Here is a 26,559-nt window from a genome sequence, read left to right on the forward strand (position 1 = left end):
GCCAGGGGCAGTGGCTTCACGGGAATCCTTCCGGGGGAAAAACCGGCCAGTGTAGGCACTCCCCGCGCCCCGGGGGGCGCCGGCTCATGCGTTGACCACCTCGCCCCCGTTGGGGTGCAGTACCTGCCCGGTCATGTAGGCCGAGTCGCGGCTGGCGAGGAAGACGTAGCTGGGCGCGATCTCGTCGGGCTGGCCGGGGCGCTGCATCGGCACCTTGGCGCCGAACTTCTCGACCTCCTCGGCGCTGAAGGTGGCCGGGATCAGCGGCGTCCAGACCGGGCCCGGCGCGACCGCGTTGACGCGGATGCCGCGCTCGGCGAGCTGCTGCGACAGCGAGCGCGTGAAGGACACGATCGCGCCCTTGGTCGAGGAGTAGTCGAGCAGGTGGGAGCTGCCGCGGTAGGCGGTGACGGAGGTGGTGTTGATGATGCAGCCGCCCTCGCCCAGCAGCGGCACCGCGAGCCGCGTCAGCTCGAACATGCCGAAGAAGTTGGTGCGGAAGGTGCGCTCGAGCTGCGCGAAGGAGATGTCCTCGATGCGCTCCTGCGGATGCTGCTCGGCGGCGTTGTTGACCAGCACGTCGAGCCGGCCGAACTCGCGCCGCAGCGTGTCGATCAGCGACTGGCAGAAGGCGGGATCGCCGATGTCGCCGGGCACCGCGACGCAGCGCCGCTGCTCGGCCTCGACGAGGCGGCGCGTGTGCTGGGCGTCCTCGTGCTCGTCGAGGTAGGCGATCAGCACGTCGGCGCCCTCCTTGGCGAAGCAGGCCGCCACCGCGCGGCCGATGCCGCTGTCGCCCCCGGTCACGAGCGCGACCTTGCCGGCGAGCTTGCCGCTGCCACGGTAGTCGGCCGCGTCGGCGCGCGGCTGCGGGTCCATCGGTGCCTGCAGCCCGGGCTGGCGGTCCTGGTGCTGCGGCGGCAGGGTCCTGGAATCGTCGGAGGAGGAGGTCATGGGGGCTCCCGGGGGTTCGGAGGAAGGAATCCCCGCGGCGCGGCAAGCCTCATGCCCTGCGGCCTGCCCCGTCCGCCACGGCCCGCAGGCCGCGCCGCCGCCTCACTCCCGCCCGGGCTCCTCGCCGCTGCGCGAGCCCCAGCCGCCGAGCCAGCGTCGCCAGCCCGAGGCGCGCACGGGCGACTGCTCCTGACCGGTATCGACCGGGGAGGCGACGGCGCCCTCGGGAGGCGCGCCCCCGTCGGCCTCCTGCGACGCGACCGGCCGGTTTTCCGCTTCCATCGGCAGCGGCACGAGCACTGAACTCCACATCTCGGGTCTCCTCTTCGAAAAGGACGGGCACGTCCCGTTGCAGGATTTGCACGGTGTACAGCGCTGTCGAGCAATCGGCATGCCCGAAGCTCACGCGGCAAGACCCTGCGCCCGGCACAGGGATTGCCGGGACCGGTCCACCTCTGACGGCCGCAGCACCCCTGGATCGCCGAGCCCGGCCGGCATTTCCTGGAGGGGTGGCCGGATGGTGGCGAAAGTTCGTGACAGGCATGCGAGCCCGCGGCCCTTCTCTTCTTCCCCTCCCCCCTTTTTCCATGCAATCTTCAGGAGCCCTCTTCCCATGGGTGTGGACCTCATCGGATGGGCCAGCGCCGCCGTGCTGCTGGCCACCATCCTCAACCAGGTGCGGCAGCAGTGGGTCAGCGGCAGCACCGCCGGCGTGTCCCCGTGGCTCTTCCTCGGCCAGACCGCCGCCTCGGGCGGTTTCGCGGTCTACAGCGCGCTGACCGGCGACCGGGTCTTCCTGGTCGTCAACGTCGCGCTGCTGCTGAGCGCGATGGCCGGCCAGGCGATCTTCTGGCGCAACCGCCGCCGCGACCGGCTGCGCAAGGCGGGGCCCCGGCAGCCCGCCGCGTGAGGGCCGGCGCCGGCGCACAGGAACATCGATTGCTGAACTTTTTGCAGGCTCACGACAGCCAGCAACGCGCGGCACGCCGGCATCCCGCAGGCCCGATGCGCCCGCCCTCGCCGCGCCCCTCCCGGAGGAGGCTGGCGCAGGGGACGAAGGCGCTTCTGCCGGAGACCGGCCCGCCCCGCGGTGATCCGGGCGACAGGGCGACCCGTCGTCTTCCGAAACGATCGAAAGGAAGTCACATGGATCAGCATCGCAACCCGAACAACCCCTACCGGCCGAACGACTACGGCGACGACAACCGCTCCTACGGCCAGGGCAGCGAACGCTTCGGCGCCCGCGACCGCTGGGGCTCGGAGAGTGGCGGGCGAGAACACGAGGCGGTGCGCAGCCAGGCGGGCAGCACCTACGGCGACTACGGCGGCAACCGCGGGTCGCAGCAGAACCAGCCGGGCGGCTACGGCGGCTACGGCAGCTACGGCGATGCCGACACCGGCGGCACCGGCGGCACCGGCGCCTACTACACCGGTGGCGGGCGCGGCTTCGGCCACCAGCAGGAAGGCCAGATGAGCGGCAGCGGCTGGGGCAGCACGCAAGACTTCGGCGGCACCCCCGGAGGCTGGGGCGGCACGCAGCACGGCGGCCCGCAAGGCGGCGGCAGCGGCGCGTTCGGGCTGCAAGGGGGCCAAGGCGGCGGCATGCACGGCGCGCAGGGCGGCGGCATGCACGGCGCGCAGGGCAGCTTCGCCGGTCAGCCCCAGGGCGGCCACGGCATGCACGGCCAGGGCGGCCAGCAGGGCGGCGGCTTCGGCGGGCTGCAGGGAGGTTATGGCGGCTACGGCGGCTCGCAAGGCGGCATGAGCGGCGGCTACAGCGGCCCCTCCCACGGCGGCCACGGCGGCGGCAGCCAGCACTTCGGCGGCCCGGGCGGCGGCACCCACGGCGGCGCGTACGGCGGCCTCCACCAGGGCGGCGGCCAGCAGCATGTGCAGGGCACGGGCGGCATGCATGGCGGCTCGGAGCACGACTACGGCACCCACATGGGCGCCTACGGCGGCGGACCGAGCAGCCACCTGGCCGGCACCGGCTACCAGCAGAGCGGCGGCAGCGGTGCCTACGGCGCGCAGGGCTGGCAGGGCCCTCAGGGCGGCGGCCAGCAGCACGGCATGCAGGAGCACCAGCGCGGCCGCTACGACTGGTCGCACCAGCAGTCGCACCCGGGCGGGCAGCCGGGCGGCGGCCAGATGGGCGGCGGCCACATGGGCAGCCACCAGGGCGGCATGATGGGCGGCAGCGGCGGGCAGCAGCACATGTCGCACCAAGGGGCCCACCACGGGGACGAGCACTACGACCCCGACTACCAGCAGTGGCGCACCGAGCAGATGCGCAACTTCGACAACGACTACCGCACCTGGCGCCAGGAGCGCTACCGCAAGTTCTCCGAGGAGTTCGACCAGTGGCGCCGCCAGTCCTCGGGCGGCGGCTCGCGGCAGGACAGCGGCCACGGCGGCATGCACGCGGGCGGCGGCTCCACCCTCTCCGGCGAATCGGGCTCGGGCAGCACGAGCGTGGGCGGCACCGGCTCCTCGCTCGGCGGCGGGGCCGGTGGTGGCGGCTCGCCGATGAGCGGCGGCAGCGCCTCGCTCGGCAGCAGCAGCGCGACGCCGCACGGCTCCTCGCTCGGCAGCGGCTCGAGCCCCGGGGGCTCGACGATCACCGGCAGCTCGAACACCAGCGGCTCCTCGCTCGGCGGCGGATCGGGCACGACCAGCGGCAGCGCGCTGCAGGGAGCGCAGTCCGGCAGCAGCGGCAACGAGGGCCCGAGCTCGACCGCCGGCATGGCGAGCGGCTCGGCGCTGAGCAGCAACGTGCCGGGCAGCCAGGCGCTCGGCGGCGGCCTGGGCAGCAGCAGCGCAGGCGGCGCGTCGTCGTCGGGCAGCGGCGGCAGCTCCTCCTCCACCTCCGCGTCCAAGGGCCGGTGAGGTGAGGCGACGGGCCCTCCGATAGAAAAAGGGCCTTCGGCATCTGCTGCCGAAGGCCCTTTTCCGGCCCCTCTTCGTGTCTCTCGCCCGCCGTGCGGACCGCAGGAAGCGTGCTTGCGGTCTCGCGGAAACGGCAGGCGGCCCGAGAAACCTCAGCGAGGCTCAGACATGCTTGCGACGGCGCTCCACTGCCGGCACGCGCAGCATCTGGCGGTACTTCGTGACCGTGCGGCGCGCGACGTTCAGGCCCTGGCGGGCGAGCTGGCGGGCGATCTCGGCGTCCGACAGCGGATCGGTCGCGTCCTCGGCCTCGATCATGTCCTTGATCACGCCGCGGATCGCGGTGGCCGAGCAGGCACCGCCGCTCGCGGTAGGCATCGCGCGGGAGAAGAAGTATTTGAGCTCGTACACGCCGCCCGGGGTGGCCATGTACTTGTTGTTCGTCACACGCGACACGGTGGACTCGTGCAGACCGACTTCTTCGGCAATGTCTCGCAGACCAAGGGGTTTCATCGCTAGGGCTCCGTATTCGAGGAAATGACGCTGACGTTTCAGAATGGCCTGAGCGACGCTCAGGATGGTGGCGAAGCGCTGCTCCACGTTGCGCACGGTCCAGCGCGCTTCCTGCAGGTGCGCGGCAAGCTCGGCATGCTTCGAATCTCGGTGGCGCTGGAACAGCTCGGCATAGACCTGGTTGAGCCGTACGCGCGGAATCACTGCGGGGTTGAGGGTGGCGGTCCAGACGCCGCGCACCTTCTTGACGATCACGTCGGGAGTGACGAAATGGACATGGGCGGAACCGAAGCGCCAGCCCGGACGCGGATCGAGGTGGCGGATGCGGTCGCACACCAGCTCGACCTCCGCCGGCGGGCGGCCCAGCACGCGCGACAGGCCGTTGACGTCGCGCTGCGCGAGCCGCTCCAGGTGCTCGGTGATGATCGTGCGGGCGATCTCGCGGTCGGTGGCGTGCTTGATGGTGCCGAGCTGCAGCAGCAGGCACTCGGACACCGAGCGCGCCGCGACGCCGCAGGGGTCGAGCGACTGCACCATGCGCAGCGCGATCTGCAGCTCGCTGTCGTCCGGCGCCGGGTCGAGACCGGCCAGCGGCGCGATCTCCTCGAGCCCCATGCGCAGGTAGCCGTCGTCGTCGAGGCCCTCGACGATCGTCGCGCAGAGCATGCGGTCGCGTGCCGACAGCGGCATCACGTTGAGCTGGCCGTGCAGGTGCTCGCGCAGCGAGACGTCCGCCGCGACCATCTCCATCATGCTGACGTCGGAGTCGCCGCTGCTCTGGCGCGTGCCGGTGCCGCCGCCCTGCTGCCAGTTCTCGCGTTCCCAGCTCGTGTCGTTGGCGGCCGACGCGTCCGACTCGCCTTCGGAGGAGGCGGAAGCCGGGGTCGCGGTCGACGCCATCGGCTCGGCCGCGTTGCCGTCGCCGAAGCCGCTCGGGTCCTCGACCGGCCCGTCCTCGTGCTCGAGGAAGGGGTTCTTGCCCATCGCCTCCTGCACTTCCTGCGCGAACTCCAGCGAGGAGAGTTGCAGCAGGCGCACCGCCTGCTGCAGCCTCGGCGTCAGGGTCTGGTGTTGCCGATGTTCAAGTCGGATTGCCGGTGAATTCATTCAAATCCTCTTTGTTTCATCGTTCGTTGCTCCGGCGCCGTCTGCGGATTCCGGGAGGACGGCGGGCGGGGAACAAGGACGCTGACTCGGGGGTCCCGAGTACGGCCGCACCGGGCGTCCTTGCGATGCCAGCAGCCGATTGCAATGGCTGTGCCTGGTGGAAGAACCGGCAACAACTGCAGGTGGGATTTACAAAGAACCGGAAATCGCTACGGATTCCGTCTCGAAAACGCAAGGACCCGGCATGCGGGGCGCGAGAGGGTTCACTGGAGATAGAGGCGGTTGCGGGAAATTTATGCCTGTTTCCCGCAGGCTTGCCGTAGATCGCGGCAAACGGGGTTCCCGGGCCATGCCAGGGGCTGCGAAGGGAAGGTCCTGCTGCAATCCGGGGGTGGTAGACCTGCAGAAATTGCGGGCATAGAGGAAATACCCGCCGCCCACCCGCCTTGCGGCAACAAGTGCCGGACTGTCGCAGCGCAAGTCCTTTTCGCACCCCTCCCCCCGGAACGAGGCGGGCTGGCACTGCAGGCACCACGCCTGTCCCTCCGGAATCGCCCGGGGGCTCGTGCCAGGGGGGGGCCGGAAAGCGTGCGGGCGCCGCGGCGCGCATGCGCGACGGCGCCCGCAGGAGGCGGCGAGAGAAGAAGGAGCGGGGTCTAGCGGGAATCGTCCTTCAGCGTGTCGCGGTAGAGGCGGTCCACCGCCTCGCCGCGGTCGGTGTCGACCAGGCCGCGGTCCAGATCCTCCTTGGCCTGCTCGATCACGCCGTAGCGCGAGCCCCCCGCGCTGTCCGAGGACTCGTCGCGCTCGTGCGGCAGGCGCGGGCCCGGCACGCCGGTGCGATCGACCGAAGTGGTGGTGTAGCCCGGCCGGCGGCTGCGCGGACGGGGGGGCCAGCAGATGCGTCGTTTCTGGGGTTGTTGTGGCATGGCGCAGGCTCTCGCAGGAAAGGGGTGGAGGGGTTCGTGGGTCCGGCAAGCGCCATACCTGCAGGCGCGGTGCCGGCGCGAGGGGAATCTTGGCACCCGCTCCACCTTGCACCCCGTGTGCCCGCCGCCTGTGCAGGCAGCCGAGGGGTACGCGGATTGCCTGAAAGCGCGGGGCGACGCGAGCCGCGCCGCCGCCGATCCCCGGATACCCGCCCACAGGAGATGCCCGCATGGCCACCCGTTCCAGCAGCCGCAACAGCACCCGAGCCCGTGACGAGATCCTCGCGATGCTCAAGGACGATCACAAGCGAGTGAGGAAGGCCTTTCGCGACTTCGAGAAGCTCGACGTGCACGAGGACGCGGAGGCGGTCGAGGCGCTGGTGCAGCGGGCCTGCAGCGAGCTCGAGCTGCACGCGGCGCTGGAAGAGGAGCTCTTCTACCCCGCCGCCCGCGACGCGATGCGCGAGGAGGACCTGCTCGACGAGGCCGAGGTCGAGCACATGACGGCGAAGATGCTGATCGGGCAGCTCAAGGGCATGGGCGCCGACGACGAGAAGTTCGCCGCCACCTTCACCGTGCTCGGCGAGTACGTGAAGCACCACGTGAAGGAGGAGGAGAAGGAGCTGTTCGAGCAGCTGATGCGCGCCAGGATCGACTGGCCCTCGCTGCTCGAGGAGATGCAGCAGCGGCGCACCGAGCTGATGGAGGAGATGGGCCTCGCCGCCCCGCAGGCCGAGCCGGCGGAGGACGGCGGCGCTGCCGCCCGCTCCGCCGCGCGGGCATGAGCCCGCCTGCCGCACGCGACGCGGCCGCGCCGGCCGCGAGCAACCGCCGAGCCGGCCGCCCCGGCCTGCAGGCAGGCCGCGCCGCGCGCTGCGCGCTCTCGCTGCACGCGCCGATGCCCCCCGCGCCGGCCGAGGTTCCGACGCCGGGCCGTCCCGAGATCCCGCCGCCCGAGCACCCGGACCCGCCGCCGCCCCCGGCCCCCGTTCCCTCTCCCGCCCCGAGCCCTGCGTCCCCGCCGGCGCCGGGCGTGGAGCCTCACCCGCAGGGCCTCGCCGCCGCCGCGCCGACGCATCGCGTTGCGCGCGGCGCGCCAGAGCGCCTCCCCCCCGGCCGGCAGCCCCGCCTGCCCGCCTCACCCTCCGACAAGGAAGCACCATGCCCGACCTGATCGTCTTCTCCCATCTGCGCTGGGACTTCGTCTTCCAGCGACCGCAGCACCTGCTGTCGCGCCTGGCGCAGCATTTCCGCGTCATCGTCGTCGAGGAGCCGGAGCGGGGCGAGGGCCTGCCGCACTTCCGCCGCTCGACGCCACAGCAGAACATCGAGGTGCTGCGCCCGGTCACGCCGGTCGAGGCCGGCGGCTTCCACGACGACCAGCTCTCGGTGCTGCAGCCGCTGCTCGTGGAGCACCTGCGGCGCGAGGGCATCGAGGACTACCTGGTGTGGTTCTACACGCCGATGGCGCTGCCGCTGCTGTCGCAGCTGAGCCCGCGCGCGATCGTCTACGACTGCATGGACGAGCTGGCCTCCTTCAAGAACGCGCCGCGCCAGATGCGCCAGCGCGAGACCGCGCTGCTGAAGATGGCCGACCTCGTCTTCACCGGAGGCCCGAGCCTGTACGAGGCCAAGCGCGACCTGCACCCGAGCGTGCACTGCCTGCCGAGCGCGGTGGACGTCGGGCACTACGCGCCGGCCAACATCGTCCACGACCCCGAGACCGAGGCGCTGCAGGCGCACATCCCCGGCCCGCGCCTGGGCTTCTTCGGCGTGATCGACGAGCGGCTCGACCCGGAGCTCATCGGCCGGCTCGCCGACGCGCATCCCGAGTGGCAGGTCGTGATGGTCGGCCCCGTGGTGAAGATCGACCCGGCGCGGCTGCCGCAGCGGCCGAACATCCACTGGCTCGGCCAGCAGGACTACAAGCGCCTGCCGCAGCTCGTCGCCGGCTGGGACCTGTGCCTGATGCCCTTCGCGATCAACGAGGCGACGCGCTTCATCAGCCCGACCAAGACGCTGGAGTACATGGCCGCCGAGAAGCCGGTGGTCAGCACGCCGGTGCGCGACGTGGTGGGCCTGTACGGCGACGTGGTGCGCATCGCGCACGATCCGGCGGAGTTCATCGCGGCCTGCGAGGAGGCGCTCGCCGAGACCGGCCACCGCCGCACCGAGCGCCTGGGCGCGATGCTCGCGAGCGTCTCGCGCTTCTCGTGGGACGGCACCGCCACGGTGATGCGAGAGCTGATCGAGGAAGTGCTCGCGAAGCGCCCGGCGGCGATGCCGCACCCCGGGATGCAGGCGCTCACGGCCGACGTGCTGCCGCCCAACGTGGTGCTCGCGCCCACCGCGCAGCGCGCCGCCGCGCCGCAGGAAGCCGCCACCGATGCGGCGGCCGTGCAGGCCGCCGCGCCGCTGCCGGCGGTGGCGGAGGCCGGGCGCCGCAGATGATCATCGACGCCCACCTGCACACCACGGGGCGCGAGCGCGCCGACGAGGTGCTGCACGCCTTCGACGAGGCCGGGGTCGACATCGGGGTGCTGCTCGCGCCCTTCCTGAGCGAGGGCTACTCGCTCGACGACCCCGCGTCGCTGCGGCGCGCCAACGAGCACCTCGCCCGGCTCGTCCAGGGCCACGCCGACCGGCTGGTGGGCTTCGCGGTGGTCGACCCGCGCGACCCCGGCGCGCCGCAGGAGCTGCGCCGCGCCGTGGAGACGCTGGGCCTGCGCGGCTGCAAGATGGTGCCCACCGGCTGGTACCCGTACGACGACGCGGTGCAGCCGGTGTTCGCCACCGCGCGCGAGCTCGGCATCCCGCTGCTGTTCCACAGCGGCATCTTCATCGACGGCCGCTCGGGGCGCTTCTGCCGCCCGACCTTCTTCGAGGCGCTGCGCGCGCACCCGGGGCTGAAGGTGACGCTGGCGCACCTGGGCTGGCCCTGGACCGACGAGGCGATCGCGGTCGGCCTGATCGACCTGCTCAACGAGGTGGCGCCTGCGCAGTGCATGTTCCGCTTCGACATCTCCTTCGGCGCGCCGCCGCCCTACCGGCGCGAGGTGCTGCACAAGGCGCTGGAGGTGCTGGGGCCGGGGCTGCTGCAGTTCGGCAGCGACTGCTTCCTGCCCTGCAGCGGCGCCCACCTCGCCGAGCGCGTGCGCTGGGTGCGCGAGCTGCTCGACGAGCTGGAGGTGCCGCAGGACGCGCGCGAGCAGGTCTGGAGCGGCACCGCCGCGGCCTGGCTCGGGATCGACCCGTCGCGGCGCGCGCCGCCGCCCGGCCGCTCCCCGCACCGCCAGCTCCACCCGATCGCCGACTGCACGCGCGCCGCGCGCACGCTGCCCGACCCGTTCTCGCCGCTGTCTTTCTGGAGCCGGGTGCGCATGACGCCGCGCTGCTGCTGAGCGCGCCCGATGGCCGTACCGCCCGCTCCGGGCCCACGCACGCGCGTGCTGCAGCTCGTCGGCAACGCCATCGTCGGCGGCACGGAGCATTGCGTGCTGCGGCTGCTCGAGCGCCTGCCGCGCGAGCGCTTCGAGTGCACCGTGCTCTGCCCCTTCGAGGGCGAGTTCAGCGCGCGCCTGCGCGCGCTCGGCATCGAGGTGCTGCCGGTGGCGATGCCGCCCGGACCGCCGCCGGCGGCCTCGGTGCGGCTGGCCGCGACGCTGATGCGCCGCCGCGCCGTCGACGTGGTGCACTCGCACCTGCCCAACGCCCACCGGCTCGCCGCCCTTGCCGGCCGGCTCGCGGGGCGTCCGGTGCTCGCGACGGTGCACAGCCTCGAGCCCGACCCGGTCGACCTGGCGCTGCACCGCGGCGCCGGCACCCACCTGGCGGTGGTGTGCCGGCCGAGCTATCGCCACGCGCTCGGACGCGGCGCGCACCCGGCGCGGCTGCACCTGCTGCCCAACGGCGTGGACGGCGCGGTGTTCCGGCCCGCGCGCAGCCGTGCCGGGCCGCTGCGCCGGCGCCTGGGCATCCCCCCCGAGGCGCCGCTGGCCGGGTTCGTCGGCCGGCTGTCCTGGGAGAAGGGGCCGGACCTGTTCCTGCACGCGGTGCGCGCCGCGCGCCGCGACGCGCCGCACGCGCATTTCGTGCTGGTCGGCGAGGGGCCGATGCGGCAGGAGTTGCAGGCCGCGATCGAGCGCGGCGGGCTGGCCGACTGCACGCACCTCGCCGGCCTGCAGTCGGACATGCCCGCCGTTTACGCCGAGCTCGACCTGCTCGCCTCCACCTCGCGCTCCGAGGCGATGCCGCTCGCGGTGCTCGAGGCGATGGCCTGCGGGCTGCCGGTGCTCGGCATCGGCGTGGGCGCGCTGCCCGAGCTGATCGTGCCGGGCGCCACCGGCTGGCTGGTCGAGCCGGGCGAGCTCCCGGCCCTCGCGGCACGGCTCGGCGAGGGCCTGCGCGCGCCGCACGCGCTCGCGGCGATGGGCGCGCAGGCCCGCCAGCGCGCGCTCGGGCATTTCGCGCTGGAGCACGGCGTGCGGCGCGCCGCCGCCCTGCTCGAGCGGCTGGCCGGCACGCGCAGCGGCCTGCCGGGCCTCCACGCCCCCGGGTGCGAAGCGCGCACCGCCCATCCCCCAATCCCTGCGCCCCCTTCCCCCGGCAGGTCCGCCGAGGCCTGAACGGGCGCCGCGCAGCCCCTCTGGCATGGGTTTTGCCGAACCCAGAGTCGGGCAACCCGCCTCGCGGAACCAGGGACCGGCAGGCCGCTCCGCCCCTCGGCGGGCAGGCCGCCCGCCCCCGGCCCGCACGACCTATCCAAGGGAGAAATCAATGAAACACCTGATCCTTGCAAGCACCATCGCACTCACCGGCGTGCTCGGCCTCTCCGGCTGCGCGGTCACCAGCGGCCAGAGCACGGTCGGCCAGTACGTCGACGACGCCACCATCACCACCCGCGTCAAGGCCCGCTTCGCGCAGGACCCGCAGGTCAGCGCGATGCGGCTGAACGTCGAGACGCTCAAGGGCGTGGTGCAGCTGTCGGGCTTCGCGGCCTCGCAGGCCGAGAAGCAGCGCGCCGAGCAGGTCGCGAGCGGGGTCCCGGACGTGCGCCAGGTGCGCAACGACATCGTGGTACGGGCGCCGCAATAAGGCGGCCGAGGCCGCTTCCCGGCGAAGCGGTCCTCCACCGGGGCGGCGCCTTGCGCGCCGCCCTTTTTTCGTTCCCGTCCCGGATCGCCCCCTCCCCTGCCGGCCCGCGGACCGTCGCACCGGCGCGACACCCACCCCCGCGACTGCAGGTTTTTGCTGGGAAATATCCCCACTCCCGCGGCGGTGCTGCGTCCCGGCCCGTGGCGGCGCGGCAATATCGGGAGGAGCAGCCCCCCTGCCTCGCCGCCTTCCATCGCGGCCGCCCTGGCATGCCTGCCGGCGAAACCATCTGAAACCCCATGCCTGGGGTATTGCTGCGTTCGATTCCTGCCTGCGTTCCAACTGAACCTTGCAGCCTGGAGAAAGAACGCATGCCTCATGCCCTGATCGTCGACGACGAACCCGATGTGCTGGAGTGGATGTCGGAAGTGGTCCGTGCCGAAGGATTCAGCGTCGCCACCGCCGACTCGCTGCGCAACGCGCGGGCGCAACTGGTGCGCCAGCAGCCGGAGGTGCTGCTGACCGACCTGCAGTTGCCCGACGGCAACGGGGCCGAGCTCGTCGCCGACCTCGAGACCCCGAACCAGACCGAGGTGGTCGTGATCACCGGCCATGCCTCGATGGACAGCGCGATCAACGCGGTGCGCATCGGCGCCACCGACTACCTGGTCAAGCCGGTGGACATCGACCGGCTGCTGGCGATCCTGCGCCGTCAGCCCAAGCCCACCGAGCTGCGCCACGAGATCGGCGAGCTGCGCGAGGAGCTGCGCCGTGCCGGCCGCTTCGGCCACCTGCTCGGCAGCTCGCCTGCGATGCAGCGGCTCTACGACCAGCTCGGCCGCGTCGCGCCGACCTCGGCCACCGTGATGCTGGTGGGCGAGAGCGGCACCGGCAAGGAGCTCGCGGCCAAGACCATCCACGACCTGAGCCGGCGCCGCCGCGCGCCCTTCCTCGCGATCAACTGCGGCGCGATCTCGCCGCAGCTGATCGAGAGCGAGCTGTTCGGCCACGAGAAGGGCAGCTTCACCGGCGCCGACCGCCAGCATCGCGGCTTCTTCGAGCGCGCCAACGGCGGCACGATCTTCCTCGACGAGGTCACCGAGATGCCGCTGGAGCTGCAGGTCAAGCTGCTGCGCGTGCTCGAGACCGGCACCTTCGTGCGCGTGGGCACCACGCAGCCGATCTCCACCGATGTGCGCATCGTCGCGGCCACCAACCGGCAGCCCGAGAAGGTCGTCGCGGAGGGCAAGTTCCGTGAAGATCTTTACCACCGCCTGAATGTTTTTCCGGTGCAATTGCCACCCCTGCGCGACCGCGGCAGCGACATCGAGATGCTGGCGCAGCACTTCCTCGACGAGCTCAACCGCACCGAGGGCACGCGCAAGACCTTCTCGTCCAGCGCGCTGGCCCGCCTGTACGAAATGCCGTGGCCCGGCAACGTGCGCGAGTTGAAAAACTATGTACAGCGCATGTACATCCTCGCCGACGATGTGGTGGAGGGGCTGGAGCCGCCGCAGCACATGCCGGCGCGCCACGAGGAGGACAGCGGCCTGCTCACGATCCGCATCGGCACGCCGCTCGACGAGGTCGAGCGCCGCGTCACGATGGCGACGCTCGAGCGCTGCGGCAACGTCAAGCGCACCGCCGCGCAGGTGCTGGGCATCAGCCTGAAGACGCTCTACAACCGGCTCGAGGTCTATGCGCTCAAGGGCCAGGGCGGCGGCCAGGGCGCGCGCAACGGCGCTGCGGAGAGCGAAGGCCCGGCGGGCGACGAGGCGACGGCAGCCATTCCTTTGCGGCGCGCGAGCTGAGGCGAGGCAGCGGGGGGCGCGTGAGCCGCTGAGGGCCGCTGCCCCCTGCAGCAGGCAGGCTGCCCCGTCGGCGCCGCGCCCGTTCCGCCTGGCCGGCCTCCTCCCGCCGGCGCGCGGCTCGCAAAAGCTCCGAGCCGGAGCAGACCAGGCGAGCGGGAAGCTCGAGGAAAAGACAGGAAAAGGACGAAGGCGCCCGTGTTCAGCCGCCGCCGCCCGGCCGCCGCAGATCGCTGCGCGAGCGCGCCGCCGGCGTGAAGGGCAGGATCTTCGCGCCCCCGCCCGAGGTGCCGCTTGCGGCGCCGCCCGGCGGCTGCGGGAGCTGCTGCGGCTGCTGCGACGAGGAGGGACCGGAGCGTCCTCGCTGCTGCTGCTCCGGCCCCATCTCCGGCTCGCGTCCCGCGGAGGCAGGCGAGCCGGGGGCGGCTCCCGGGCCGGCCGGGACGCCCGCCTGTCGCGGCGCGCCGCCCGGGGCGAGCCCCTGGCGCTCGTCGAGGGCATGGCCGAGCGAGGCGCCGAACAGCAGGATCTGCGCCGAGTAGTACATCCACATCATCGCGACGACGAAGGAGCCCGCCGCGCCGTAGCTCGACGCGACGCTCGCGCGTGCGAGGTACAGGCCGATCAGGTGCTTGCCCACCGAGAACAGCAGCGCGCCGACGATCGCGCCGACCCAGACCGCATGGCGGCTCGCGGGGCGCTCCGGCAGCCAGCGCATCAGCGCGGCGAAGCCGACGGCGATCGCCGCGGTGGACAGCCCCACGTCCGCCAGCGCCAGCAGCGCGGGCAAGCCGGCGACGGGCACGCGCGAGGACAGCCAGGCGCCGAGCGCCGCCACCGCGGTGCTCGCCAGCAGCAGCGTCATCGCGAGCAGCCCGAAGCCGAGCACCAGCGCGAAGGCGACCAGCCGGGTGCGCAGGAAGCCGCCGAGCGGCGACTCGGACGGCCGCACGCGCGCCATCGCATTGAGCGCGCGCTGCAGCTGCGCGAACACGCCGCTCGCGCCGACGAGCAGCGTGAGCAGCGCGAGCAGCCCCGCGAAGTTGCCGACCGGCTCGCGCCAGGCCGACTCGATCATCGACTGGATGCTCTGCGCCGCGGTGGAGCCCACCAGGCTCTCGATGCGCCCGACGATCTGCCCGCGCGCGGCCTCGGCGCCGAACACCGCGCCCGTCACCCAGATCGCGAGCACCAGCAGCGGCGCGAGCGCGAACATCGTGTAGAAGGCGATCGCCGCCCCGTACAGCGGCCCGCCCTCGGACACCCAGCGCGTCAGGGCCCGCGCCGTCAGTTGCGCCGGGGGCCGCAGCGACGCGGGCACGAAGCGCCACAGACGCTCCTCCAGGGCCTTGCCGTTCATCGCCTCGCCTCCTGCAGCAGAGAAATCTCGGGTCAGGCCGCTCCCGGCAGATCGCGTGCCCGAAACGGCCTGCAAGCAGTGCGAGGACCTCCGTTCCGGGGTGGGGGCACGCCGGCTGCCGCACAGGTGGAGGACTTTCCCTTCGCCCGCACGTCCCGGCCTCCCGGCTTCACGGCAACCGGGCGCGCCCGCGAAGCCGGAGCCGGCCCTGCATCCCGTCCATCGCCCGAGGCACGCCCCTGAACGCACCGCACGACCCCCTCCCGCCCGCCACCGGCACCCGCTCCCCCTTCGCGGCGGTGCCGGCGCCCGCCCTGTGGGCCGCCCGGGGCCTGCTGCTGATCGCCATGATCTTCCTGCTGCAGTTCGCGCAGTCGCTGCTGCTGCCGCTGGTGGTGGCGGTGATCCTGACCTTCGTGCTGTCCGAGCCGGTGCGGCGGCTGCGGCGGCTCGGCATCCCGGAGATGGTGGGCGCCGGGCTGGTCGTCGCCGCGCTGCTCGGCGTGGTCGGCCTGGCGGGCAGCGCGCTCGCCGGCCCCGCCGCCGACTGGTGGCAGCGCGCGCCGAGCAACCTGCGCCAGCTGGTCGAGACCTTCGACCGGGTGCGGGCCGAGCTGCCGCTGCTCGCGCCGCCGCGCAAGAATCCCCGCAGCGCCACGCCGCCGCCCGACCCGGTGAAGGAGAAGCTCGCGAGCGAGGGCTTCGCCCTCACCCGCACCGTGATGACCCAGGTGGTGACCTTCGCGATCTCGGCCGCGGCCACCGTGATCCTGCTCTACTTCCTGCTCGCGTCGGAGCACTGGCTGCTGTCGCGCACGGTGGAGGCGATCCCGCGGCGACGAACGCGCGGCATCGTGCTCGCCGGCGTGCGGCGCGCGCAGCGCGAGATCGGCACCTTCCTCGCGACGATGAGCCTGATCAACCTGGGCGTCGGAGCCGCCACCGGCGTCGTGATGATGAGCCTCGGGCTGCCGAACCCGGGCTTGTGGGCGGCGATGGCCGGCGTGATGAACTTCGTGCCCTACCTCGGGCCGCTGATCGTGCTGGTGCTGCTGCTGCTCGCCGGCGTGCTGACCTTCGGCAGCTTCGGGATGATGGTCGCGCCGGCCGCCGCCTTCCTGCTGATCAACGTGATCGAGGCCAACTTCGTGACGCCGATGATCCTCGGCCGCCGGCTCTCGCTCAGCCCGCTGTCGGTGTTCCTGTCGGTGATGGTGTGGGGCTGGCTGTGGGGCATCGCCGGTGCGCTGATCGCGGTGCCGCTGCTGCTCGGCCTGCGCGCGGTCTGCCGCTACTGGCGCCGCCTCAAGTTGCTCTGCGTCTACCTCGAGGGCGACCGCAACGAGGCGCCCTCGCTGAAGTCGCTGCTGCGCGCCAAGCGCAGGAGCGCGGGGGCGCGCGGAACGTAAGCAGCCGTTCCGCCTGCAACAACTTCCTTCCGCGCGCAAGCGCCTGCGCTCCAGCTTCTACAAGCCCGCCGTGAATAATCGAGGGTTCGGGGCACCGGATGCGTCCGATCGCATCCCGCACCCTCAAGCCCGGGTTTTCCCTGTCGTTTAAGCGAGCCTGAGTCGCCGGCCGTCCTCTGGAACGGAGCCGGCGGCGGACAAGCCATCGGCGCCGTCGCGGCGGCGCCCAGACAGGGAAAGAGAAGCTTGTGAAAACGACGAATTCTTTGGCAACGCCCGCCCCGGCCGGCGTGCTCGGCCTCTACCGCAGCGTGTGGCGCTTCGCCGACGGCGTGCGCGCGCGCTGGCTGCTGGCCACTGCGCTGCTCGTGAGCTCGACGCTCGTGAAGCTGTCGATGCCGTGGATGGCCGCGCAGGCGATCAACACGCTGCAGGCCGGCGGCGCCGACGCCTCGACGCAGGCGGCGCTGTGGATCGCCGCGATCGTGCTGGCGGTGGTGGTGTCGTGGAGCATGCACGGCCCGGGCCGCATCCTGGAGCGCTCGGTGGGCGTGAAGGTGCGCCAGGGCGTGTCCGACGCGCTCTACGGCAAGCTCACCCGCGTGCCGCTGGTGTGGCACGACCGGCACCACTCGGGCGAGCTGCAGCAGCGCGTGGACCAGGCGAGCAACGCGCTCGGCAACTTCGCGCAGACGCAGTTCATCTACCTGCAGAACATCGTCAACCTGATCGGGCCGGTGGTGGCGCTGACGCTGCTGTCGCAGCTCGCCGGCGGCATGGCGCTCGCCGGCTACCTGGCGGTGGCCTTCGTGATCATCCGCTTCGACCGCGCGCTGATGCGCCTGGCGCGGCGCGAGAACGACGCCAACCGCCGCTACGGCGCCGGGCTGCTGGACTTCATCGGCAACATCTCCACCGTGATGAGCCTGCGGCTGCACAAGGCCACGCGCCGCCTCGTCGGCCAGCGCCTCGACGCGGTGTTCGAGCCGCTCAAGCGCTCGATCGTGCTGACCGAGGCCAAGTGGTGTGCGGTGGACCTGCTGACGATCACGCTGACCTGGAGCCTGGTGGTCGTCTACGCCTGGCAGTCGCAGAACGCGGGCGGCACGCTGATGATCGGCAGCCTGTTCATGATCTACCAGTACGCCAACCAGGCCGGCGGCGTGATCGGCTCGATGGCGACGAACTTCCAGAACTTCGCGCGCATGCGCACCGACTACTCGAGCGCCGACCCGGTCTGGAACGCGCCGGAGCACCCCGAGGCGACCGCCGCGGTGGGCGAGGAATGGCGCCGCATCGACGTGCGCGACCTGCACTTCTCGCGCGACGGCGCCCCCGAGGCGGGCGCGGCGGACGGCGAGGCGGCGCAGCGCGGCGGCCTGCACGGCGTGTCGCTCACGCTCTACCGCGGCGAGCGCGTGGCGCTGGTGGGCCCGAGCGGCTCGGGCAAGAGCACGCTGATGAAGGTGCTCGCCGGCCTCTACCAGCCCGACCACGGCCACTTCAGCGTGGACGGCAGCGCCCGGCCCGGCCTGAAGCACCTCGGCAGCGTCACGACGCTGATCCCGCAGGAGGCGGAGGTGTTCGAGTGCACGGTGCGCGAGAACCTGACCTTCGGCGAGCGCTACGACGACAGCGCGATCGTGGAGGCCGCGCACGTCAGCGCCTTCGACACGGTGCTCGCGACGATGCCGCAGGGGCTCGACACGCCGATCACCGAGCGCGGCGTCAACATGTCGGGCGGCCAGCGCCAGCGGCTGTGCCTGGCGCGCGGCGCGCTTGCCGCGCAGGGCAGCTCAGTGCTGATGCTCGACGAGCCCACCAGCGCGCTCGACCCGGTGACCGAGGCGCTCGTGTTCCGCCGGCTGGGCGAATGCTTCCCGCAGGCCTGCATCGTCTCGTCGGTGCACCGCATGAGCCTGCTCGAGCACTTCGACAAGGTGGTACTGATGGTGGCGGGCCGGGTGCTCGACGTGGGCAGCGTGCCCGAGCTGATGGAGCGCCAGCCGATCTTCCGCGAGATGGTGCACGGCCCCGGCGAGGCGGCGGCCCTGCCGGCGCCGCAGCCGGTGCGCGAGACCGCGGGCGCCTGAGGCGGCGTCATGCACCGTGCGGCCGCGAGGCCCGCATGAAAGGAAGGGCGCCCCGCGGGGCGCCCTTCGTGCGTCACGGCCCGACAGGGCCGACGTTCAGAACTTGTACTTGACGCCGATCGTCGCCAGGTCCACCTCCTCGCGGCCGCCGACGAACTTCATGCGGTGGCGCTCCCAGTCCAGCGTCACCGCCCAGTTCGGCGCGACGTTCAGGTTGGCGCCGAGGCCCCAGGTGAAGCCGAAGCCGTTCTCGTCGCCGCCGGCGACGCCGCCCACCGCCGGCGTGCGGGTCCAGCCGTAGGTGGTGCCGAGCTTGCCGACGAGGTCGAAGGTGGGGCTCACGGGCATCGTGCCGACCGCGCTCAGGTTGATGCCGTAGGCACGCGCGCGTCCACCCGCGCCGGCGGCGACGTCCGCGCGGCCGAAGTGGATCAGGCTGACCTCGGCGCCGAGCCACTCGTTGACCCGCCCGCCGGTGAAGATCTTGCCGGAGACGTCGGGGTTGTCGCAGCCGACGAGGCCACCGCAGGCGTCGTCGAAGTCGGCGCGGCCGATGCTGGCGCCCACGTAGCCCTGCGTGGTGTAGGGCAGCCAGGACTGGCCGGCCCCCATCCCCATCATGCCGCCGCGGGCGGTGGCGTCGCTGCCCATGCCGGAGGTGCCCATCGTGGAGCTGCGCGGGCTGCCCATGCCAGAGCCGCTGGTGCCGCTGCCGGTGGCATCGCTGCCGGTGCTGCCGCCCATGCCGGAGCCGCTCGTGCCGCCGGTGCCGGTACCCATCGCATCGCTGCCGGTGCCGGTCGTGCCGGCCGCGCCGGTGCCCAGGCCCCCGCCGGTCGCCCCGCCCATGCCGCTGCCCATGTCGCTGCCGGTCGTGCCGCCGGTGCTGCCGCCCATGCCGGATCCGGTCGTGCCGCCGGTGCTGCCGCCCATGCCGGAGCCGGTCGTGCCGCCGGTGCCGGTGCCCATTGCGTCGCTGCCGGTGCCGTAGCCGCTACCGGTGCCGGTGGTCGAGCCCGTCGTGCCGGAACCCGTCGCGTCGGTTCCGGTGCCGCCCATGCCGCTCGTGCCGGTGGCGCCGGTGCCGTAAGGGCTGCCGGTCGTTCCGGTCGTGCCGGTGCCGTAGGTGCTGCCGGTGCCGGTCGCCCCGGTGGTGCCGGTGGCATCGGTTCCGGTGCCGGTCGCTCCGCTCGTGCCCGAGGCATCGGTTCCGGTGCCGCTCATGCCGCTGCCGGTCGTGCCCATGGAGCCCATGCCGCTGCCGGTGGCGCCCGTCGTCCCGCTCGCGCCGGTGCCCATGCCGCTGCTGCCGGTGGCGCCGCTGTCGTAGGTGCCGCCAATGGCCGGCGAGGTGCCGGTGGCCCCGGTCCCGGTCGTGGCGCCGCTCGTCTGCGCCTGGACCGCGAAGGCCGCGGAGCCGAGCGCGGCGGCGATCACCGCGGTGGAGAAGATGCTGCTCTTAGGTTTCATCGTCACTCCTTGAATGGGGGTGTAAACACGGTGCCTTGCCCCATTGACGGGACGATCAGGCTGCGCTACCCCCTTGGGCAAGGGGCATGCCGGGGGGAACCTCCGCCGGCCGATCCCGCGGGCCGCCTTCGGCGGCGGGTGCGAGGCCCTTGCCGGCCAGACCCTCGGCCCCGCTGCAGAAACTGCCGCGGACTGCACTTTGTTCGGTGCGGGCCCCGGGCACGCCGATTGCCTCTTCGACCGTGCGAAATGCTCCCGAAGTCGCCTGGAGACCCCCATGAGATCCCCCGAGACGATCAACGGCAAGCTCCCCTGCGAGCACCCGAGCCGCGAGCGCGGCGACCACGCCAACCTCTCCCGGCCGGAGGCCCATCCCGGCAACCGCCCTGCCGCCCGGCCGGCGCCCCGCCCCTCTCCCGCCGCCCCGCGCCGCGGCCGCGACGCATGGAACTGAGGGGCAGGCCTTGAGCCCGCCCGTCCAGTCCGGAACCGCCGTCGCGCCGCTGCGGGTTCCCGGCCTTTCCGGCCTCGGCAGCGGCGCCTCCCCTTCCCCCTCCGCCGCTCCGCCCCACGGCGGCCCGGCCGCCGCTCTGCAGCGCCACGGCCGCGTGCTGGCGCGCACGCTCGACGCGCCGGTGATTCCCGGCAACCGCGTCGAGGTGCTGCTCGACGGGCCGGCCACCTACGCGGCGATGTTCGACGCGATCGACGCCGCGCGCGACCACATCAACCTGGAGAGCTACACGCTCGAGGCGAGCGGCCCCGGCGAGGAGATGGCGCGCCGGCTGATCGCGCGGCGCCGCGACGGCCTGCGCGTGAACGTGCTGTTCGACGCCTTCGGCTCGATGCAGACGCCCGCGTCCTACTTCGACGCGATGCGCGCGGCCGGCGTGCGGGTGTGCGAGTACAACCCGCTGAATCCGCTGCGCAACACGATCAGCCGCGCGCTGCACCTGCGCGACCACCGCAAGCTGATGATCGTCGACGGCCGCATCGGCTTCACCGGGGGCGTCAACATCAGCGGCGTCTACGCCGCGGGCCCCTCGGGGCCGCTGCGGCGCGAGCGCGCGCGGGTGCTGCAGTCGGGCTGGCGCGACACGCACGTGCGCATCGAGGGCCCGGTGGTGGCCGAGATGCAGCGGCTCTTCATCTCGCACTGGCACCGCCACTCCTGCGAGCCGCTGCCGGGCGCGCGCTACTACCCGCCGCTGCCGCCCGCGGGCACGCAGCAGGTGGGCGTCGCGGCGCGCGAGGCGGGACGGCGCCGCAACGCCTTCTACCGCTCGCTGATCGGCGCGATCGACGCCGCGCAGCAGCGCGTGCTGATCACGGTGGCCTACTTCGTGCCGACGCGCCGCCTGATGCGCTCGCTCGCCGCGGCGGCGCGCCGCGGCGTCGAGGTGCGCATGGTGCTGCCCGGCATCAGCGACGTGTGGGCGCCGCTGCACGCGGGACGCTCGCACTACGCCTGGCTGCTGCAGGCCGGGGTGCACATCCACGAGCGGCACGACGCGATGCTGCACGCCAAGACCTGCGTGATCGACGGCGTGTGGGCCACGGTCGGCTCGAGCAACCTCGACTGGCGCAGCTTCCTGCACAACGCCGAGGCCAACGTGGTGGTGCTCGACCGCGACTTCGCGGCCGAGCTCGAGGCGGTGTTCTGGCGCGACGTCGGCTGCTGCAGCGAGATCACCGCCGAGCGCTGGCAGCAGCGGGGCTGGGTGCCGCGCATGCAGGAGTGGCTGGCGCGCCGCTTCGAGTTCTTCCTCTGAGCCGCTCGCGGGGTGGGCGCGGCTTCAGCGCAGGGCCGCGCCTTGCCGGCTGCACAGATTGCGGCCGACGACGGTCAGACGCAGCGTGCCGCCATGCCACTCGAGCCAGTCGAGCGCGACGTAGCGCTCGACCTCCTGCTCCGACAGCAGGTCGGCGCGCCGGCTCGCGAGCAGGCGCTCGACGCGGGGCAGCCGCTCGCGCAGGCGCTCGCGCTCGTCCTGCGCGCCGTCCGGCGAGGGTGGCAGCGGCCGGCCCGGCAGCGGCGGACCGGCCGTCTTCGGCCGCGGTCCGCGCGACGGTGCGGGCGCACCGCAGCACTGGTCGACCATCTGGGTCCAGTGCGCATTGGCGCACTCCGCGACAGGATCGTTCGGCATGGCAGGCCTCCTCGGCAGCGCAAACTGCACCGAACTTAACACCGACGGGCCCGGCGGGCCTTGCAAGCGGGGCACGGATGCAGGCCGCGCAGGGTCTTGCCCCCGGGACTTCAGGCCCCCCACGTCCCCCCGGCCGGCCCGCCTTGGCGGTGCGCATGCTCGGCGTTTGCCGCCGCGACCTGCCGCAGCGCGTCGGGCACGCCGCCGGGCAGCGCGGGGCGCGGCGCGAGCGCGGGGCGGCCGACCTGCAGCAGCCGCAGCCCGGCTGCGCGGCAGCGCTCGGCATCGAAGAGGTTGCGGCCGTCGATCACGAGACCGTCGGCGAGTTCGCGCGCGATCTCGCGCGGGTCGACGCGCAGGAACTCGGGCCACTCGGTGGCCAGCACGAGCGCCTGCGCCCCCTGCAGCGCGGCGCGCGCGCTGCGTGCCCAGTGCAGCCGGGGCGGATGGTCGAGCCGGCGCGCGGCGCCGCGCAGCGCCACCGGGTCGTAGGCGGCGACATGCGCGCCGGCCTCGACCAGCCGCCGCGCCAGCCAGAGGCTGGGCGCGTCGCGCATCTCGTCGCTGCCGGGCTTGCAGGCCAGGCCCCACAGCGCGATGCGCCGCCCGCGCAGCCCGGCCGGCCCGCCGTAGCAGTCGCACAGGCGCTCGTAGAGCCAGTGCCGCTGCGTCTCGTTGACCGCCTCCGCCGCGCCGATCAGCCGCGGCTGCAGGCCCTGCGCGGCCGCCGCGTGGCGCAGGTTCGCGAGGTCGCGCGGGAAGCCCGCGCCGCCCCAGCCGATGCCGGGGCGCAGGCACTCGGGGCCGATGCGCGGGTCGCTGCCGAGCACCTCGCAGACCTGCGCGATGTCGGCGTCGAGCGCATGCGCGATCGCCGCCATCTCGTTGATGAAGCTGATGCGCGCCGCGAGCATCGCGCCGACGGCCTGCTTGCCGAGCTCGGCGCTGCGCAGACCGAGGCACAGCAGCCGCACCCCGCGCTCCAGCAGCGGCGCGTAGACGCGCCGCAGCACCCCGGCCTCGCCCGCCGCGTCGGCGCCCACCACGATGCGGCCGGGCTCGAGGAAGTCGCGCACCGCGCTGCCGCCGCGCAGGAACTCGGGATTGCACAGCACCGGCACCCGCCACGGCAGCCCCCGCTCGCGCAGGCCCGCGTCGATGGCCTCGCGCAGGCGCTCGCAGGTGCCCACCGGGGCGGCGGACTTCAGCACCACGGTCGCCGGCCGCGCCAGGCAGCGGCCGAGTGCGCGCGCCACCTCGAGCACGCACGCGCGCTCGGCCTCGAGCGCGTGTTCGGGCGCGGTGCGCCCGGGGACGGCGCTGCCCGCCGCCGGGCCCGGCCCCGCCTCCTCGCGCCGCTCCACCGCGATAAAGACCACCTCGGCCTGCGCGAGCGCGGCGCGCAGGTCAGCGGTGAAGGCGAGCCGCCCCGACGCGCGGTGGATCGCCACCAGCGCATCGAGCCCCGGCTCGTAGAGCGGCAGCGCACCGCGCTCGAGCCGCCCGATCAGCGACGGGTCGGCATCGACCGAGGCCACGTCGTGGCCGAGCTGCGCCAGGCCGGCCGCGCAGACCAGGCCGACGCGGCCGGTGCCGATCACCGCGATTCGCACGGCCCCTCCGTCGCCGTCGCCGTCGCCGTCGCCGCCTCGGCCGCGACCGCGACCGCGACCGCCGGCAGGAAGATGCTGCGCTCGGGCGGCAGGCCGAGCCGCTCGCGGAACCACGCGATCGTCTCGCGCAGCCCGTCCTCGAGGCTCACGCTCGGCTGCCAGCCGAGCAGCCGCCGCGCCTGGCCGATGTCGGGCTTGCGGCGCTTCGGGTCGTCCGCGGGCAGCGGCCGGCGCACGATGCGCGAGCGGCTGCCGGTCAGCGCCAGCACCCGCTCGGCGAGCTCCGCGACGGTGTGCTCCTGGGGGTTGCCGAGGTTCACCGGCCCCTCGGCGTCGGCGTCCATCATGCGGCGCAAGCCCTCGATCAGGTCGTCGACGTAGCAGAAGCTGCGCGTCTGCTCGCCGTTGCCGTAGACCGTCAGGTCCTCGCCGCGCAGCGCCTGCACGATGAAGTTGCTGACGACGCGGCCGTCGTCGGGCTGCATGCGCGGCCCGTAGGTGTTGAAGATGCGCACCACGCGCACCGGCGTCTGGTGCTGGCGCAGGTAGGCGAAGCACAGCGTCTCGGCGCAGCGCTTGCCCTCGTCGTAGCAGGCGCGCGGGCCGGTCGGGCTGACGTTGCCGCGGTAGTCCTCGACCTGCGGATGCACGGCCGGGTCGCCGTAGACCTCGCTGGTGGAGGTCTGCAGCAGCCGCGCGCCGCACTGCCGCGCCAGCTCGAGCAGGTGGTGCGCGCCGAGCACGCAGGTGAGCGTGGTCTGCACCGGCTCGCGCTGGTAGTGCGGCGGGCTCGCCGGGCAGGCGAGGTTGAAGATGCCGTCCACGTCCAGCCCCGCCGGCAGCGGCCGCGTCACGTCGTGCTCCCGGAAGGCGAAGCGCGCGTGCAGCCTCAGGTGCTCGAGGTTCTCGCGCCGCCCGGTGGAGAGGTCGTCGATCGCGAGCACGCGGTGCCCCTCGGAGAGCAGGCGGTCGCAGAGATGGCTGCCGAGGAAACCGGCGCCCCCGGCGACCAGCACGCGCTTCCGAGTGGACGTTGTCATGGGCGATCCCGCGTTGTCGTGATGCCTGCGGGCAGCAAGCCCCGTGCCCCAGCGGCGCGCCCGGGGGGCGCCTCCCGCCCTTGCCCCTCCCTTGCCCCGGCCGCGCGTCGCGCCGCATGCGGCAACGCGTGCCGCGGCCGCCGGCACCGCCGCTTCGGTGAGAAGGAATTGCCGCCCGCGCGGGGACGCGGGCGAGCGCCCCCCCCGCGGATGCGTGGTGCCGCGAGCCCGCCCGCCGCCCGGCCCCCGGGAAGCCTTCAGCCGGCGTTCGCCGACGCCCCTCGAACGGGTGTACGGGCACTTCGATTGCCCCGCCACACTCACCCTCAGAGCCCGAATCCGCCGTGCGCATCGCCTACGTCACCGAGACCTATCCGCCCGAACTCAACGGCGTCGCACTGACCGTGGAACGCACGGTGCGCCACCTTCGCGCGAACGGTCACGAGCTCTGCCTGCTGCGCCCGCGCCAGCCCGGCGAGGAGCGCCGCGACGACGCCGAGGAGTGGCGCACGCGCAGCCTGCCGATCCCGATGTACCGCGACCTGCGCTTCGGCCTCGCGCTGACGGCCACGCTGCGCGAGCGCTTCGAGCGCCGCCTGCCGCAGCTCGTGCACGTCGCGACGCAGGGGCCGCTCGGGCGCGCGGCGGTGCAGGCGGCCCGGCAGCTCGGCCTCGCGGTGACCTCGGACTTCCGCACCAACTTCCACCAGTACAGCCGCTACTACGGGCTCGGCTGGATGGAGCCGATGGTGCGCCACTACCTGTGCCGCTTCCACAACGCCACGCACCGCACCTTCGTGCCGACCGCCGCGCTGCGCGAGCAGCTCGCCGGCAGCGGCTTCGCTCACCTGACGGTGGTGGGCCGCGGCGTCGACGCGCGGCTCTTCTCGCCGCAGCGGCGCAGCGCCGCGCTGCGCGAGCGCTGGGGCGCGGGCGAGGCGACCCCGGTGCTGCTCTACGTCGGGCGGCTCGCGGCCGAGAAGAACGTGCCGCTCGCGCTGGCCGCCTTCGACGCGGTGCGCGAGCGGCTGCCCGGCGCGCGCATGGTGGTGGTCGGCGACGGCCCGATGCGCCGGCGCTGGCAGCAGCAGCACCCGCATGTCCACTTCGCCGGGCTGCAGCGCGGCGAGGCGCTCGCCGAGCACTACGCCTCGGCCGACCTGTTCCTGTTCCCGAGCCTGTCCGACACCTTCGGCAACGTGACGCTGGAGGCGATGGCCTCGGGCCTCGCGGTGGTGGCCTTCGACGTCGCGGCAGCCGCCGAGCACATCGAGGACCACGACAGCGGCCTGCTCGTGCCGCCCGGCGACGAGCCCGGCTTCGTCGCCGCCGCCTGCTCGCTGGCCTGGCAGTCCGACACGCTGCGGGCGCTGCGCGAGCGGGCCCGCGAGGCCGCGCTGCAGGCCAGCTGGGACCGGGTGCTCGCCCGCTTCGAGGACCACCTTCAGGAGACTGCGCATGCCGTGGAAGCCGCACGTTCCGCCGACGCCTGCCTCGCCTGAGGCGTCGCCTCCCCGGCCGGCGAGCCCGGCCGACTCGCTCGCCGCTGCCGCGGCCGACGAGGACGCCTCACGCCCGCCCTGGGCGCGCCGCGCGCTGTGGGCCGAGCACGACCGCCGCGGCGCGCGCTGGCTGCACCGCGCCGCGGCCAACCCGGCCGTGGTGCTGCTGCTGGTGCTCGTGAGCCGGCTCGGCGACGGCATGCTGTGGTACTCGGTGATGGTGCTGCTGCCCTTCCTCGGCGGCCCGGGCGGCTGGACCTGCGCCATCCAGATGGGACTGGTCGGCCTGATCAACCTGGTGCTCTACCTCTCGCTCAAGCGCTGCATCGCGCGCGAGCGGCCCTTCATGAGCTGCCCCGACATCCGCGCCTGCGCGCGCGCGCTCGACCAGTTCAGCTTCCCGAGCGGGCACACGCTGCACGCGGTGGCCTTCTCGATGGTGATCGCCAACACCTACCCGGTGCTCGCGCCGCTGCTGTGGGGCTTCACCGCGCTGGTGGCGCTGTCGCGCGTCGTGCTCGGCCTGCACTACCCGAGCGACGTGCTGGCCGGCGCCGGCATCGGCGCGCTGATCGCGGCGATCGCGCTGTCGGTGATCTGAGGCCGGCGGGCTCGCCCGGCGAGCCCGTCG

The 26,559-nt window shown here is 73.4% G+C and carries 23 protein-coding genes; 14 read left to right on the forward strand and 9 right to left on the reverse strand.

Translation table 11 applies throughout. The features are described 5' to 3' along the window. Positions 1 to 84: 84 nt before the first annotated feature. Both D3A59_RS10450 and D3A59_RS10455 read right to left on the reverse strand, forming a co-directional pair. A complete protein-coding gene (locus D3A59_RS10450) occupies positions 85 to 954 on the reverse strand; it encodes an SDR family oxidoreductase (RefSeq protein WP_119154865.1) in 870 nt (289 codons plus the stop codon). A 102-nt stretch (positions 955 to 1,056) separates the two neighbouring features. Next, on the reverse strand, positions 1,057 to 1,266 hold the full coding sequence (locus D3A59_RS10455; RefSeq protein WP_157991473.1) for a hypothetical protein: 210 nt from the start codon (positions 1,264 to 1,266) through the stop codon (positions 1,057 to 1,059). A gap of 301 nt (positions 1,267 to 1,567) precedes the next feature. On the opposite strand from D3A59_RS10455, the gene D3A59_RS10460 reads away from it, so the two are divergent. Together D3A59_RS10460 and D3A59_RS10470 are read left to right on the forward strand one after the other, a co-directional pair. Next, positions 1,568 to 1,864 (forward strand): hypothetical protein, encoded by a 297-nt coding sequence (locus D3A59_RS10460; RefSeq protein ID WP_119154867.1) that lies wholly within the window; start codon positions 1,568 to 1,570, stop codon positions 1,862 to 1,864. Between the two features lie 236 nt (positions 1,865 to 2,100). Further along, positions 2,101 to 3,840: a hypothetical protein gene (locus tag D3A59_RS10470; RefSeq protein WP_157991474.1), complete on the forward strand. Its 1,740-nt coding sequence runs from the start codon at positions 2,101 to 2,103 to the stop codon at positions 3,838 to 3,840. A 162-nt stretch (positions 3,841 to 4,002) separates the two neighbouring features. On the opposite strand, the gene D3A59_RS10475 is transcribed toward D3A59_RS10470, so the two are convergent. Together D3A59_RS10475 and D3A59_RS25345 are read right to left on the reverse strand one after the other, a co-directional pair. Next, on the reverse strand, positions 4,003 to 5,460 hold the full coding sequence (locus D3A59_RS10475) for an RNA polymerase factor sigma-54 (RefSeq protein ID WP_119154870.1): 1,458 nt from the start codon (positions 5,458 to 5,460) through the stop codon (positions 4,003 to 4,005). A 656-nt stretch (positions 5,461 to 6,116) separates the two neighbouring features. Next, complete coding sequence (locus D3A59_RS25345; protein WP_157991475.1) at positions 6,117 to 6,389, reverse strand: hypothetical protein; 273 nt, start codon at positions 6,387 to 6,389, stop codon at positions 6,117 to 6,119. A 230-nt stretch (positions 6,390 to 6,619) separates the two neighbouring features. On the opposite strand from D3A59_RS25345, the gene D3A59_RS10480 reads away from it, so the two are divergent. The 6 genes from D3A59_RS10480 to D3A59_RS10505 all read left to right on the forward strand — a co-directional run bounded on the left by D3A59_RS10480 (position 6,620) and on the right by D3A59_RS10505 (position 13,294). Continuing rightward, positions 6,620 to 7,174, forward strand: coding sequence for a hemerythrin domain-containing protein (locus D3A59_RS10480; RefSeq protein WP_119154871.1), 555 nt, complete (start codon positions 6,620 to 6,622; stop codon positions 7,172 to 7,174). 376 nt (positions 7,175 to 7,550) lie between these two features. Beyond that, entirely contained in the window at positions 7,551 to 8,840 is a 1,290-nt protein-coding gene (locus tag D3A59_RS10485; protein ID WP_119154872.1) for a glycosyltransferase, read from the forward strand. Beyond that, complete coding sequence (locus D3A59_RS10490) at positions 8,837 to 9,790, forward strand: amidohydrolase family protein (protein ID WP_119154873.1); 954 nt, start codon at positions 8,837 to 8,839, stop codon at positions 9,788 to 9,790. The genes D3A59_RS10485 and D3A59_RS10490 overlap by 4 nt, the downstream gene beginning before the upstream one ends. Before the next feature lie 9 nt (positions 9,791 to 9,799). Beyond that, positions 9,800 to 11,014, forward strand: a complete 1,215-nt coding sequence (locus D3A59_RS10495) for a glycosyltransferase (protein WP_119154874.1) — start codon at positions 9,800 to 9,802, stop codon at positions 11,012 to 11,014. A gap of 151 nt (positions 11,015 to 11,165) precedes the next feature. Further along, entirely contained in the window at positions 11,166 to 11,483 is a 318-nt protein-coding gene (locus D3A59_RS10500; protein ID WP_119154875.1) for a BON domain-containing protein, read from the forward strand. Between the two features lie 371 nt (positions 11,484 to 11,854). Then, the gene (locus tag D3A59_RS10505) at positions 11,855 to 13,294 is read left to right on the forward strand and encodes a sigma-54-dependent transcriptional regulator (RefSeq protein WP_119154876.1); all 1,440 of its coding nucleotides are present in this window, start codon (positions 11,855 to 11,857) and stop codon (positions 13,292 to 13,294) included. Between the two features lie 199 nt (positions 13,295 to 13,493). Here D3A59_RS10505 and D3A59_RS10510 read toward each other — a convergent pair whose 3' ends face one another. After that, positions 13,494 to 14,651, reverse strand: coding sequence for a YihY/virulence factor BrkB family protein (locus tag D3A59_RS10510; protein WP_119154877.1), 1,158 nt, complete (start codon positions 14,649 to 14,651; stop codon positions 13,494 to 13,496). 299 nt (positions 14,652 to 14,950) lie between these two features. Between D3A59_RS10510 and D3A59_RS10520 the strand changes: the two genes are divergently transcribed. Together D3A59_RS10520 and D3A59_RS10525 are read left to right on the forward strand one after the other, a co-directional pair. Continuing rightward, complete coding sequence (locus D3A59_RS10520) at positions 14,951 to 16,060, forward strand: AI-2E family transporter (RefSeq protein WP_119154879.1); 1,110 nt, start codon at positions 14,951 to 14,953, stop codon at positions 16,058 to 16,060. A 266-nt stretch (positions 16,061 to 16,326) separates the two neighbouring features. Continuing rightward, complete coding sequence (locus D3A59_RS10525) at positions 16,327 to 18,153, forward strand: ABC transporter ATP-binding protein (protein ID WP_240636022.1); 1,827 nt, start codon at positions 16,327 to 16,329, stop codon at positions 18,151 to 18,153. A gap of 96 nt (positions 18,154 to 18,249) precedes the next feature. On the opposite strand, the gene D3A59_RS10530 is transcribed toward D3A59_RS10525, so the two are convergent. Beyond that, a complete protein-coding gene (locus D3A59_RS10530) occupies positions 18,250 to 19,623 on the reverse strand; it encodes an outer membrane beta-barrel protein (protein WP_119154881.1) in 1,374 nt (457 codons plus the stop codon). 277 nt (positions 19,624 to 19,900) lie between these two features. On the opposite strand from D3A59_RS10530, the gene D3A59_RS25350 reads away from it, so the two are divergent. Next, the gene (locus D3A59_RS25350; RefSeq protein ID WP_157991476.1) at positions 19,901 to 20,077 is read left to right on the forward strand and encodes a hypothetical protein; all 177 of its coding nucleotides are present in this window, start codon (positions 19,901 to 19,903) and stop codon (positions 20,075 to 20,077) included. 10 nt (positions 20,078 to 20,087) lie between these two features. Beyond that, positions 20,088 to 21,395 (forward strand): phospholipase D-like domain-containing protein, encoded by a 1,308-nt coding sequence (locus D3A59_RS10535; RefSeq protein ID WP_157991477.1) that lies wholly within the window; start codon positions 20,088 to 20,090, stop codon positions 21,393 to 21,395. A 24-nt stretch (positions 21,396 to 21,419) separates the two neighbouring features. Here D3A59_RS10535 and D3A59_RS10540 read toward each other — a convergent pair whose 3' ends face one another. From D3A59_RS10540 to D3A59_RS10550, 3 genes are all read right to left on the reverse strand, one after another. Next, positions 21,420 to 21,773 (reverse strand): hypothetical protein, encoded by a 354-nt coding sequence (locus D3A59_RS10540; protein WP_240636023.1) that lies wholly within the window; start codon positions 21,771 to 21,773, stop codon positions 21,420 to 21,422. Positions 21,774 to 21,883: 110 nt separating this feature from the next. Continuing rightward, positions 21,884 to 23,386: a UDP-glucose dehydrogenase family protein gene (locus D3A59_RS10545; RefSeq protein WP_157991478.1), complete on the reverse strand. Its 1,503-nt coding sequence runs from the start codon at positions 23,384 to 23,386 to the stop codon at positions 21,884 to 21,886. Beyond that, positions 23,371 to 24,426 (reverse strand): UDP-glucuronic acid decarboxylase family protein, encoded by a 1,056-nt coding sequence (locus tag D3A59_RS10550; RefSeq protein WP_119154884.1) that lies wholly within the window; start codon positions 24,424 to 24,426, stop codon positions 23,371 to 23,373. Before D3A59_RS10550 ends, D3A59_RS10545 begins: the two co-directional genes overlap by 16 nt. 344 nt (positions 24,427 to 24,770) lie before the next feature. On the opposite strand from D3A59_RS10550, the gene D3A59_RS10555 reads away from it, so the two are divergent. Further along, complete coding sequence (locus D3A59_RS10555; RefSeq protein WP_119154885.1) at positions 24,771 to 25,928, forward strand: glycosyltransferase family 4 protein; 1,158 nt, start codon at positions 24,771 to 24,773, stop codon at positions 25,926 to 25,928. Then, positions 25,885 to 26,529: a phosphatase PAP2 family protein gene (locus D3A59_RS10560; RefSeq protein ID WP_119154886.1), complete on the forward strand. Its 645-nt coding sequence runs from the start codon at positions 25,885 to 25,887 to the stop codon at positions 26,527 to 26,529. The genes D3A59_RS10555 and D3A59_RS10560 overlap by 44 nt, the downstream gene beginning before the upstream one ends. The last annotated feature ends 30 nt before the right edge of the window (positions 26,530 to 26,559 follow it).

Origin of the sequence: Caldimonas tepidiphila (genome assembly GCF_003569765.1) — a bacterium.
Lineage (GTDB): Bacteria > Pseudomonadota > Gammaproteobacteria > Burkholderiales > Burkholderiaceae_C > Caldimonas > Caldimonas tepidiphila.